General features: G+C 60.9%; 9 protein-coding genes and 1 pseudogene. 7 read left to right on the top strand and 3 right to left on the bottom strand.

What is annotated here, in order from left to right; translation table 11 throughout:
- The first annotated feature begins 21 nt into the window (after positions 1–21).
- From serA to FHT77_RS14525, 3 genes are all read left to right on the top strand, one after another.
- Complete coding sequence (serA, locus tag FHT77_RS14535; protein WP_183755699.1) at positions 22–1,617, top strand: phosphoglycerate dehydrogenase; 1,596 nt, start codon at positions 22–24, stop codon at positions 1,615–1,617.
- A gap of 366 nt (positions 1,618–1,983) precedes the next feature.
- Positions 1,984–2,286, top strand: coding sequence for a hypothetical protein (locus FHT77_RS14530; RefSeq protein WP_183755698.1), 303 nt, complete (start codon positions 1,984–1,986; stop codon positions 2,284–2,286).
- A gap of 388 nt (positions 2,287–2,674) precedes the next feature.
- The gene (locus tag FHT77_RS14525; protein ID WP_409527457.1) at positions 2,675–3,736 is read left to right on the top strand and encodes a transporter substrate-binding domain-containing protein; all 1,062 of its coding nucleotides are present in this window, start codon (positions 2,675–2,677) and stop codon (positions 3,734–3,736) included.
- 43 nt (positions 3,737–3,779) lie between these two features.
- Here FHT77_RS14525 and FHT77_RS14520 read toward each other — a convergent pair whose 3' ends face one another.
- Positions 3,780–6,020, bottom strand: coding sequence for a heavy metal translocating P-type ATPase (locus FHT77_RS14520; protein WP_183755697.1), 2,241 nt, complete (start codon positions 6,018–6,020; stop codon positions 3,780–3,782).
- A gap of 71 nt (positions 6,021–6,091) precedes the next feature.
- Between FHT77_RS14520 and FHT77_RS14515 the strand changes: the two genes are divergently transcribed.
- Positions 6,092–6,550, top strand: a complete 459-nt coding sequence (locus FHT77_RS14515; protein ID WP_183755696.1) for a MerR family transcriptional regulator — start codon at positions 6,092–6,094, stop codon at positions 6,548–6,550.
- Between the two features lie 219 nt (positions 6,551–6,769).
- Here FHT77_RS14515 and FHT77_RS14510 read toward each other — a convergent pair whose 3' ends face one another.
- Positions 6,770–7,669, bottom strand: coding sequence for a LysR family transcriptional regulator (locus tag FHT77_RS14510; RefSeq protein ID WP_183755695.1), 900 nt, complete (start codon positions 7,667–7,669; stop codon positions 6,770–6,772).
- 115 nt (positions 7,670–7,784) lie between these two features.
- Here FHT77_RS14510 and FHT77_RS14505 point away from each other — a divergent pair, with 115 nt between their 5' ends.
- Complete coding sequence (locus FHT77_RS14505; RefSeq protein WP_183755694.1) at positions 7,785–8,936, top strand: TDT family transporter; 1,152 nt, start codon at positions 7,785–7,787, stop codon at positions 8,934–8,936.
- A 9-nt stretch (positions 8,937–8,945) separates the two neighbouring features.
- Here the strand turns inward: FHT77_RS14505 and FHT77_RS14500 are convergent.
- Positions 8,946–9,559, bottom strand: a pseudogene (locus FHT77_RS14500) (O-methyltransferase).
- 293 nt (positions 9,560–9,852) lie between these two features.
- Here FHT77_RS14500 and FHT77_RS14495 point away from each other — a divergent pair.
- Together FHT77_RS14495 and FHT77_RS14490 are read left to right on the top strand one after the other, a co-directional pair.
- Positions 9,853–10,623 (top strand): siderophore-interacting protein, encoded by a 771-nt coding sequence (locus tag FHT77_RS14495; protein WP_183755693.1) that lies wholly within the window; start codon positions 9,853–9,855, stop codon positions 10,621–10,623.
- A 255-nt stretch (positions 10,624–10,878) separates the two neighbouring features.
- Complete coding sequence (locus FHT77_RS14490) at positions 10,879–11,694, top strand: chromate resistance protein ChrB domain-containing protein (RefSeq protein WP_183755692.1); 816 nt, start codon at positions 10,879–10,881, stop codon at positions 11,692–11,694.

Raw genomic sequence — 11,694 nt, 5'->3', positions numbered from 1 at the left:
ACCTTTTGAAGGAAGCCCCCAATGGCACCTCGCGTTCTCGTATCCGACGAACTGTCGGAAACTGCCGTCCAGATCTTCCGTGATCGCGGCGTCGAAGTCGATTTCCAGCCGCAGCTCGGCAAGGACAAGGACAAGCTTGCCGAAGTCATCGGCAACTACGACGGCCTCGCTATCCGCTCCGCCACCAAGGCAACGGAAAAGCTGATCGCCGCCGCGACCAACCTTAAGGTCATCGGCCGCGCCGGCATCGGCGTCGACAATGTCGATATCCCGGCCGCTTCCAAGCGCGGTATCATCGTAATGAACACGCCGTTCGGCAACTCGATCACTACGGCCGAACACGCCATCGCTCTGATGTTCGCCGTTGCCCGCCAGCTGCCGCAGGCGGATAGCTCGACCCAGGCCGGCAAGTGGGAAAAGTCGAAGTTCATGGGCGTCGAAATCACCGGCAAGACGCTTGGCGTCATCGGCGCCGGCAACATCGGCGGCATCGTCTGCAAGAAGGCGATCGGCCTTGGCATGCATGTTCTGGCATACGACCCCTTCCTCTCGGCTGAGCGCGCCCAGGAAATGGGCGTCACCAAGGTTGAGCTGGACGAGCTTCTGGCCAAGGCGGACTTCATCACCCTGCACGTGCCGATGACTGACAAGACCCGCGGCATCCTCGGCAAGGAAAACCTTGCCAAGACCAAGCCCGGCGTTCGCATCATCAACTGCGCCCGTGGTGGTCTGGTCGATGAGGCAGCGCTTGCCGAAGCCATCAAGTCCGGTCATGTCGCCGGAGCCGGTTTCGACGTTTTCGAAGTCGAGCCCGCCAAAGAAAGCCCGCTGTTCGGCCTGCCGAACGTGGTTTGCACTCCGCATCTCGGCGCGTCGACGACGGAAGCCCAGGAGAACGTGGCCCTGCAGGTTGCCGAGCAGATGTCGGACTATCTGGTGAAGGGTGCCGTTTCCAACGCCATCAACATGCCCTCGATCACTGCTGAGGAAGCACCGATCCTGAAGCCGTTCATCCGGCTCGCCGATGTTCTCGGTGCCTTCGTCGGCCAGGTGACGGAAGAGCCGATCAAGGAAATCGAGATCCTCTTTGACGGCGCGACGGCTGGCATGAATACGCGGGCGTTGACGAGCGCGCTGCTTGCCGGCCTGATCCGGCCGCAGGTCGCCGACGTCAACATGGTTTCGGCTCCTGTCATGATCAAGGAAAAGGGCATCGTCCTCTCCGAGGTCAAGCGCGACAAGACCGGCGTCTTCGATGGTTACATCAAGCTCACCGTCAAGACCGACACGATGACCCGATCGATCGCCGGCACGGTCTTCTCGGACGGCAAGCCCCGCTTTATCCAGATCAAGGGCATCAATCTCGATGCCGATGTCGGTTCGCACATGGTCTACCTCACGAACACCGACGTTCCCGGCATGATCGGCTTCATCGGCACCACGCTTGGTGCTGCCGGCGTCAATATCGCGAACTTCCAGCTCGGCCGCGACAAGCAGGGCGGCGATGCGATCGCGCTGCTTTATGTCGACGGTCCGATCGGCGACGAGGTGCTTGCCAAGCTGACGGCAAATCCGGCGATCCGTCAGGCAAAGCCGCTGGTTTTCGCAGTCGACTGAGTTTTGCTCCCAAGGCAATGAGAAAACCCGGCGCGGGAACCTGCGCCGGGTTTTCTCGTTTTGCCTGTTGATCACTCGCGTTGATAATCACTGTCGCGAGCGACTATCGTTCCTTTCACCTATTCGGGTGCGTCCATGACAAAGTCAGCCGTGATTATCGTCCTTGCGCTCTCATCTCTTGTGAGCCTGTCATCCTGCGCAAATACGGCGAATGGTCTTGCCAAGGACGGCCGGGAGGCGAGTAGTGCGCTGGATCAAAGCACGCATCGTATCCTGAGAGCCGGCGCGAACTGAGAGACGCTGCCGGCCTTCTACGCTTACGAAGCATCGGCCCGCCAGACCAAGCGGGCTTGCCGTTACTGCGGCGTGGCCGGAGCCGGAGCAGCGGGGGCCGGAGCGGCTGGAGCGGCAGGGGTCGCCGGAGCGCTCGCGGGCGCGTTTGCTGCAGGCGGTGATGCTGGTGCAGTCGACGCAGGCGGCGAAGCTGGCTCGGACGCCGTCGGCGCTGGTGCTGTCGAAGAACTCTGTGTTCTCGGCCAATATGTGGCCGCCAAGGCAACGATGACAACGATCGCTGCGAGCACAATCCAGATCGTCCTGCTCTTCGATGCCGGCGTGTTCACCGGGTTCGGCTTGTTGAAGTCATTCGTCATGTTACTCCTCCTCTAAACGTTAACTCCCAGACGGGTAAAATGTTCCGATACGCGCAAATCTTCGTGAAGGTTATGTGAGCCGCCAGGATGACGCGCTCGAATCCGCGAATGCTCATGGGCTTGCCGGTCCCATTGCAGGCAATTTTACAGTAACGTACTTCCAATTTACGCCTGCTCGTGTCTCGCTTCGGATCGCCTCTTCGCGTGGATTTGGATCTCGAGGGCGAGGCCGCGACCGGCTTGAGAGCCGTTGCAGAGAACCTTTCGATGTTGGAGGCCGGGTGCGAACGAGCATGATGGCAATTCCCTTTGCGGCCCTCTTCGCGCGCCACGTACGCGCACGCCTGCATGCCGCATTTCACCGGGGGCACTGGGCATTCGTCGCCGTGATGCTTTTAGCAGCGATGGGGAGCGAAAACGCTCACGCCCAAATGCCGCAGCCGTCCGACAGACAAGAGTTTCCACAGCGAGAGCTGGTGATCGGCACCAAGGAGGCACCACCCTTTGCGATGAAGGATGCCGATGGAAATTGGACAGGTATTTCCATCGACCTCTGGCGGGAAGTTGCCGAGAAGCTCGGACTGAAGTTTCGCCTTGCCGAGGAACCCAACGTCCAGAAACTCCTCGAAGCGACATCGCGAGGCGACTACGATGTTTCCGTGGCGGCGATCACCATCACCGCCGATCGCGAGCGTATCGTCGATTTCAGTCAGCCTTTCTACGACACAGGGCTGGGAATAGCTGTTTCGGTCAATAGCGTATCAGTATGGCGCGAGATCATCCGGACAATGATTTCGGCGGGCTTCCTGCAGGCGGCAGGAGCATTGATCGGCATCTCTCTGCTTGTCGGCGCGTTGGTGTGGCTGTTCGAGCGGCGTCATAACGACGATTTCGGCGGGCCGCTTGGACGTGGTTTGGGAGCAAGCATCTGGTGGTCGGCGGAGGCCATGACCCAGGCAAGCACCGGTCACCGCGGGCCGATCACGATCGCGGGCAGGGCGCTCGCGATTATTTGGATGGTGGTCTCGATCATCACGATCGCGGTCTTTACGGCCAGCGTCACCTCCGCGTTGACAACAAGGCAGATGCGTGGGCTCGTCAACGGCGTCGAGGATCTGCCGGGCGTGCGCGTCGGGACGCTTGCCAACTCGGCGACCATCGGTTTCCTGGACGGCGAACGCATCAAGCATCGGACATTTCCCCAGGTGGCAGACGGGCTGAAGGCGCTGGAAGCAGGATCGATCGATGCTTTCGTGTACGACAAGCCGTTACTTGCCTGGACCGTCGAACAACGCTTCTCCAGCACGGTTCAAGTGCTGGATGTCGATTTCGAACCTCAGAGCTACGGGCTCGCGATGCCCCTTGGACGGCCCTATCGCAAGGCGATCGATGTCGCCGTCCTTCAGGCGGTTCACGATCAGCGTTGGAAGCGGACGCTGTTTCAGTATCTGGGCGAGAAGCAGTAGCGCGGGCGACCGACGTCTCCGTTGTTGCCGTTCGCCGCGCGGTCTACTTCGCCGGCTTCAGGAGCCTCAGTGCGTTGATTGTGACGAGCACTGTCGCACCGGTATCGGCCAGGATCGCGGGCCACAAGCCGGTGATGCCAGCGATGGTCGTCACCAGGAAGACGGCTTTCAAGCCCAGCGCGATGCTGATGTTTTGGACGATATTGCGCATGGTGCGCTTCGAGAGTTCGATCATTGCCGCCACATCGCTGACACGTCCATGAAGGATGGCGGCGTCGGCAGTTTCCAGCGCCACATCGGTGCCGCCCCCCATGGCGATGCCGACATCGGCGGTTGCAAGGGCAGGAGCATCGTTGATGCCGTCGCCGACCTTGGCAACGATCAGTCCGCCGCGCTTCAGCTCGTTCACGATGCGCTGCTTGTCCTCCGGCATCAGTTCGGCTCGGACTTGGATGCCGAGTTCTTTGCCGATGGCCTCGGCAGCGCGGTGATTATCGCCCGTGAGCATGACAGTCTTGATACCCGCCACAGTCAGCGCTTCAAGACCGGACTTGGCGTCGCCGCGCGGCTCGTCGCGCATGGCGATCGCTCCTGCCAGCGTGTCGCCGACGATCAGCACCGAAACTGTTTTCCCATCGTCATTGAGTGCAGTGATACGCGCGGTCTGATCGGATGAGAGCGGAACTTGCTCGCCGGCAGCTTTCGGAGATCCGAAGAACACAGGCTGACCCTCGACTGTCCCGGCGATGCCTTTCCCTCCCAGGGCCTTGGCGCCGTTCACTGCGGGTACCGGGATACCTACAGCTGTTGCCCGTGCCAGGATCGCCAGCGCCAGCGGATGGCTCGAGCCTGTCTCAAGGGCGGCAGCATACCTCAGAACATCCGCTTCATCCTTTGCGAAAGCGATTACATCGGTGACCTGCGGCTTGCCTTCGGTTAGCGTGCCGGTCTTGTCGAGGGCGACGGCGGTGACTTTGCCGAGCGTCTCGAGCACTGCGCCGCCCTTCAGCAGCAAGCCGCGGCGCGCTCCCGAAGAAAGCGAGGCGGCAATCGCGGCTGGGGTCGAAATCACAAGGGCGCAGGGGCAGCCGATCAGCAGTATGGCGAGGCCCTTGTAGATCCATTCGTCCCAAGCGGCTCCCATAAGAAGCGGCGGCAGGATGGCAACCAGAGCAGCAACGACGACCACACCAGGCGTGTAGTAGCGCGAGAAACGATCGATAAAGCGTTCGGTCGGAGCCTTCGACTCCTGTGCCTCCTCCACGAGTCGGACGACACGCGCGATTGTATTGTCGGCGGCCGCTGCGGTCACCTTTACCCGCAGTGCTGCGTCACCGTTGACCGTGCCGGCAAAAACCGCGTCGCCTTCACCTTTGCGCACTGGTGTGCTTTCGCCGGTGACAGGGGCTTCGTCGATGGCGCTCTCGCCAGACAGGATGGCGCCATCTGCCGCGATGCGGTCACCAGGTCGAACCAGAATGATCGCGCCGACGGCGAGGCTTTCGGCCGGCACTTCCCGGGTCGTGCCACCTTCCTCAATAAAGGCCCGTTTCGGAACCAAAGTCGTCAGAGACTGAATGCTTGCCCGTGCCTTGCCTGCGGCGACGCCTTCCAGCAGTTCGCCAACCAGAAACAGGAAAACCACGGTTGCGGCTTCCTCGCCGGCATGAATGATCACCGCGCCGACTGCCGCGATGGTCATCAACATTTCGATCGAAAACGGTGTGCCCGACAAGGCAGCCGTGACTGCGCGACGAGCGATCGGAACAAGCCCGACGAGCATCGCAACGACGAATGCATAAGGCGCAATGGAAGGCACAAGGTGGCCGATGACGTAGGCGACCACGAGCGCCACACCGGAGAATATGGTCAGGCGACCTTTCCTGCTTTGCCACCAGGGACCAACCATCGGCGCGTCGTGGCCGTGGAGCCCCTCCAGTGCATCCGGCGCCTGCTCCGCCGCATGATCGTGAGCCTGATGGTTGTGCCCGGCGTGATCGTGGTCACCATGGTCATGGTCATGGTGGGAACGGCCTGCCTGCTCCGTATCCACCGGCAACCTGCCGGCCGCTTGCGAGACGCTATAGCCTAGGCTCGTGACTTTCTTTTCGATGGCGATAAGGTCGCTGCTGCCGTCGTGGCGTACGGTCATCGTTCCGGCGGTCACCGAAACCGAAACGTCTTCGACGCCGGGCATACGTCGGACGGCCGTGTCGATCTTGGCTGCGCAGCTCGCGCAGTCCATGCCGCCGACCCTGTATCGCTTCTCGACCGTTTCGCCCATGATCCGCTTCCTTGTCAGTTCGAAGCATCTTTCCTACATCCTCTAGCGACTAGAGGTGCAAGAGGAAAATCATGAAAAAGATCACGATCGGGGAAGCGTCCCGGAAAAGCGGCGTCAAGGTACCGACAATCCGCTACTATGAGAGCATCGGCCTCCTTGCGGAGCCAAATCGTAGCGAGGGCAATCAACGCTCCTACGAGCCGGCCGATCTGCGCAGGCTTGCCTTCATCCGTCACGCCCGCGAGCTTGGGTTCGAGGTGGAGGCGATCCGCACTCTCCTCACCCTGCAGGACGATCCGCACCAGTCCTGCGCGTCCGCAGATGCGATCGCCAAGGCTCGCCTAATCGAAGTCGAGCAGAGGATCCGGAGCTTGATGGCGTTGAAGGCTGAGCTTGAGCTGATGGTTGAAGGCTGCGGGCACGGGCGCGTCGATCAGTGCCGCGTCATCGAGGTGCTGGCCGATCACGGTCAGTGCAGTCATGCTCATCACTCGCGGTGGAATGAAATCGGAAGGCTCCAGGGAGCCTGAATCTTTCAGCCTTGCACAACACCCAGGCGTTTCGCCTATAGCTTCTGCGATTTATAATTTTGATCGTATTTAGATTTTCTGTGCGCGCCCGACCGATCCCTGCTTTTAGGATCAAAACCGAAGAGCAGTCGCAGAAGGTACCGCTGAAGGTGCATGGCTCCTACTGGGCCGCCGCCCGATGCTGCAGGCTGGACGAAGTTTTGATTGACGGCGGCGTATTTACCTCTGCTCGCCGGCATCGGCTGCTGACGCCATAGCGTCAAACGCGTCCGCCGCCTTGCTGCGGTAGCGCTCCTGATGGCGGAGCAGAAAGAACGGCCGGGGCAAGGGAGGAATGTTCGCTTCCTTGAGAGTTCCGGCCCGGAGAAACGGGGTGGCGATGCTTCGTGATATCAGCGTTGCACCCAGTCCGGCCTCGACAGTGCCAATCACCGTCTCGTTGCCCGGCAGAGACATGGGAACATCCAGCTTCGCGACCGTCAGTCCGGCTGTTTGGAGAAGGCTCTCGAAAGCGCGTCGGGTTCCGGAACCTGTCTCGCGCAGGATCCACGCGGTTTGGGTGAAATCTCTGATGGTTCGCGGTTTTCCGTCGGCCCAGGCGTGCCCGGGCGCTACGACGACAATCATCTCGTCGGTGGCAATGTTTCTCATCGACAGGCCCCGGCGCTGCTGTGGCCATTCGATGAGGCCGATTTCTGCTCGCCCTTCCGCTACAGCATCCGTCACTTCCTCCGTATTGCCGATCTTGACGTTCAACGCGATGCCGGAATGATGCCTGCGATATTCCGCGAGACGCGATGCAAGCCAGTAGCCGGCGACAGTCTGGCTCGCCATGATCGATAGTTCGCCGTGCATCAGGCCGGAAAGATCCATCAAGGCAGCTTCGGCGGCGCGTGCGCTCGCGAGGACCGCGTGCGCTTCCTTGAGGAACATCCGCCCAGCTTGGTTCAGCACGATCGAGCGACCGACACGGTCAAACAGCGCAACGCGATGCCTGCTTTCGAGCGCGGTGATTGCTGCGCTGACGGCCGATTGCGTCATGTTGAGGTCGGCAGCCGCCTGAGTGATGTGCTCTCGCGCGGCGACTGCAACGAAGATTCGAAGCTGTTCAAGGGTCAAAGGAATACCGGTCCTCAATTGATCATTCGATTTTGTCGAACAAAATTATAATTATAATTCGTTGGAGTCGATTGATCTAGCGGCGTATCCAAGCGCGATAACGAAGGATACAGCCATGACCGCATTTTCCGTTCCAGGCATTCGACCCACGCCGTCCGAAGGACACTGGCGCATCCTGCATTTTACGCCGAACTGGTTCGCGGCAACGATGGGTACGGGCATTTTTGCCATCTGTCTCGCGCAGTTCCCGAATGCGCCGGCATTGTCGATCTTCGGGGAAGTGTTGTGGCTGGCGAACATCGTGCTGTTCGCCAGCCTTTCGGCTCTCTATGCAAGCAAATGGATCCTGTACCCGCGGGATGCCCTGCGTGTGTTCGCCCACCCTGTCGTGTCGATGTTTTTTGGGTGCGTCCCGATGGGGCTGGCGACCATCATAAATGGAACGGTGATCTTTGGCGCAGCGTGGTTTGGCCAAGCCGCCATCTCGGTGGCGGTTGGCCTGTGGTGGTTCGATGCGGCGCTTGCGGTGCTTTCCGGTCTTGCGATTCCGTTCGCGATGGTCACCCGGCAGACGCATGTGCTCGAAGAGATGAGTGCGGTGTGGCTGTTGCCGGTGGTTGCCTGCGAAGTCACCGCGGCAAGCGGCGGGTTGCTGCTTCCTCACATTCCCGGCGCGGGTAACCAGATGACGGTGCTGTTTGCGAGTTACGTGCTCTGGGCCGCTTCCGTGCCGCTGGCGCTTGGGCTGCTCAGCATCCTCTTCCTGCGGATGGTGCTTCACAACTTGCCTCCGGCCAGCATGGCGTCGACCGCTTTCCTGTCGCTCGGCCCGATAGGGACCGGGGCGCTCGGACTGATCCTTTTTGCGTTGAACGGGAACGCGGTGCTCGCCGCCAATGGTCTCGGCCTCTTTGCCGGCGCAATGTCGGGTGCCGCATTCCTCGGCGCGATCTTGCTTTGGGCCTATGGGTTGTGGTGGTTGGGCATGGCGCTGGCCATAACTGCCCGCTACGTGGCGAATGGCCTGCCATTCAACCTCGGCTGGTGGGGATACACCTTTCCGATCGGTGTCTACGCGGTTGCAACGCTGCGTCTTGCGGCGGCGGTCCATTTTCCGGCGCTCGCGATGCTCGGTGCCGTTCTTGTGATCGTGCTCGCGGCGATCTGGATTGTCGTTGCGGTCAGAACCTGCTTCGGGGCCGTGGACGGCACACTATTTGTAGATCCTAGTTTGGCTGACGGGGCTCCGTCGGGCCTCACTCGGTAAGGCTTGAGTTCATCGGTCGAAGCGACTCACCTCGATTCCGCTGCCGACCGGCAAAAGCACGCTGGTAATGCCGGGCCTGGCCCGGATCGCTTTGCCGTATTGCCTGACGTTCTCGTCGCCGGGACGCAGCATGTTGTCCGCAACGATGATCGCGCCGGGTTTGAGCTTGGGATAGAAGGCCTCGAGGCAAGGTAGATACAAGTCCTTCCAGAGATCCACGAGGACAAAGTCGATGCCATCGGTGAGGTCACCGATCATTTCGACCGCGTCACCGATCCGGAAATCGATCCAGTCAGCGAGCCCAGCCTTTGTCGCCATCTCTTTGGCATGTGCGGACTTATACTCGTGCAACTCCATGGTGATCAGCCTGCCGCCTGCCGCCCGCGCCGCTTCCGCCAGCCAGATGCCGGAATAGCCGAAGGAAGTGCCAAGCTCGAGAATGACCGGCTTTTCGAGGCTCTTGGCGAGAATGTTGATAAGTTGCCCGGTTTCCCGACCGACCGCGCGCAAACGCATGTCCTGCCCTCGTCGCGGCCGCCGGGCACAAGCTGGCGAGGGCTGTTCTGCTCCTCGCGGATCATGACATGGTAGGTATCAAGCACGTCTTGAATCTTGCTGTCCATCTTCGACTCCTCGAGGGGTGCCCGCGTTGAGACACCCACATGCGCGGCCCTGCTGACAAGATTTGCTCGGTAGTCGCCGGCATGAAAGTTAAACTTTGGCAACAATCGCCATTTACCGCCAAGCGTTGTTGCACGGCCCTGAGATGTCGGTTACATCCGGCGCGTCAACGGTCGGGCGTCGCTCGGCCGCGTAAGCGTTAACGTCACTCAACGCGTATGATCGAACGGCTCTGCGGCTTCGATCTGCGCGACTGTGTCCTGCGGATCGAGGTGAAGAGCCTCTGAAGGACACGATGGATAGCAATCAGAACTCAACTTTCAGCCTGCCGGCTCCACAGATCAAACGGGTTCGTCATGAACTACGTCGCCGCTCCCTGACGGTCGCCGAAGTCACGGACATCACGCCGGGCATGCGCCGCATCGTCCTGACGGGCGACGACCTTGCGGACTTCATCAGCCTAGCGCCGGATGATCACGTGAAAGTCTTTGTGCCTGCGCTCGAGGGCGAGGCCCGTCGCGACTATACGCCACGGCGGTACGACAACGATGCCCGCACGTTGACGATCGACTTTGCCTTGCATGAAGCCGGCCCGGTGACCCAGTGGGCGATTGAGGCATCCGTGGGCGATACGCTTGCGATCGGCGGGCCGCGAGGCTCAGCGGTGGTGTCCTCAACCGTGACCCGGTGGCTGCTGATCGGCGACGAAACCGCGCTGCCTACCATGGGACGCCGGATCGAGGAAAGCGATGTCGGCATGGTGATCACCGCGATCGCGGCGGTGGCAGGGCAGGCGGAGAGGCAGATCTTCGAAACCAAGGCGGATCTACATCTGCATTGGGCGGAACGATCGCCTTCGGATGCGACGGATGCCGGACCGCTTCTGAGCATATTGCGGGGAGTCGATATTCGGCCGGAAACTTTCGTCTGGGTCGCAGCCGAGGCGTCGGTTGCCCGCGCAATCCGCGCCTATCTTGTTACGGAGCGGGGCTATCCGTTGCACTGGATCAAGGCTTCCGGGTACTGGGTCAAGGGCAAGGCCGATACCACGGAGAAGTTCGACTAGGTTCTGTTCAGGAGGCGCGCGTCACTCAGACGCCTCGCTCCCTGCTCCTACGGCCTCTGAAGGGCCCTTTCCAGCGTGAAATCCGTGTTCGCAACGTCGCTGCATCTCGGATCTTCGCAAGCAACGCGCGGTTGGAAAGTGTTTGACATACCCGGATCCACCATGGATCATACGCCTCATGGGGTCGCGATCACCCCACGAGGCGCCAGCCGAAGAGTCGCGTCCAACGAAGCCGCTAACACGGAGGGACGCGCGATGCCGTCATTCACCGAAATCTCAGCCGACAAACTCAACCGCCTCATTGGCACGCCCGGTGCGCCGGTGTTGATCGATGTGCGCAACGATGAGGATTTTTCTGCCGATCCTCGTCTCATTCCCGGGTCAATCCGCAGGCCGTTCAGGAATGTGGACCAATGGGGCCATGAAATCCAGAGTCCAGCGGTGATCATCTGCCACCATGGCGCCAAGCTCAGCCACGGCGTTGCCGCGCATCTTCGCTTCATGGGCGTGCAGGCCGAAACGCTGGAAGGCGGGTTCGAAGCATGGATCAAGACGAGCGGCCTTGCTGTGCCCTCGGAGAAGTTGCCGTCTCGTGATGCCAAGGGACGAACCGTTTGGGTCACGCGCGCGCGCCCGAAGATCGACCGTATCGCATGCCCCTGGCTGATCCGTCGCTTCGTCGATCCGTCGGCCGTCTTTCTGTTTGTTCCGACCGCGGAGGTCTTGATGGTCGCCGACCGTTTCGGGGCGACACCCTTCGATATCGAGGGTGTCTTCTGGAGCCATCGCGGCGATCGCTGCTCCTTCGACATCATGGTGGCGGAATTTGCCATTCAATCCGACGCGCTCCTCAGGCTTGCGACGGTTGTCCGGGCGGCCGATACCGCAAGACTCGATCTTGCGCCTGAAGCAGCCGGATTGCTGGCAGCTTCACTCGGTCTTTCGCGGATGTTTGCCGACGACCTTGAGCAATTGGAAGCAGGCATGACCCTATACGATGCCTTCTATCGATGGTGCCGGGACGCGACCGACGAGACGCACAATTGGCCCTCGGCGAAGAAGGGAGGCTGA

Origin of the sequence: Rhizobium sp. BK181 (assembly GCF_014193305.1) — a bacterium.
In the GTDB taxonomy this organism is placed as follows: domain Bacteria; phylum Pseudomonadota; class Alphaproteobacteria; order Rhizobiales; family Rhizobiaceae; genus Rhizobium.
The sequence above is the reverse complement of the archived record's forward strand: the minus strand, read 5'-3'. Positions and strand labels throughout refer to the sequence as shown.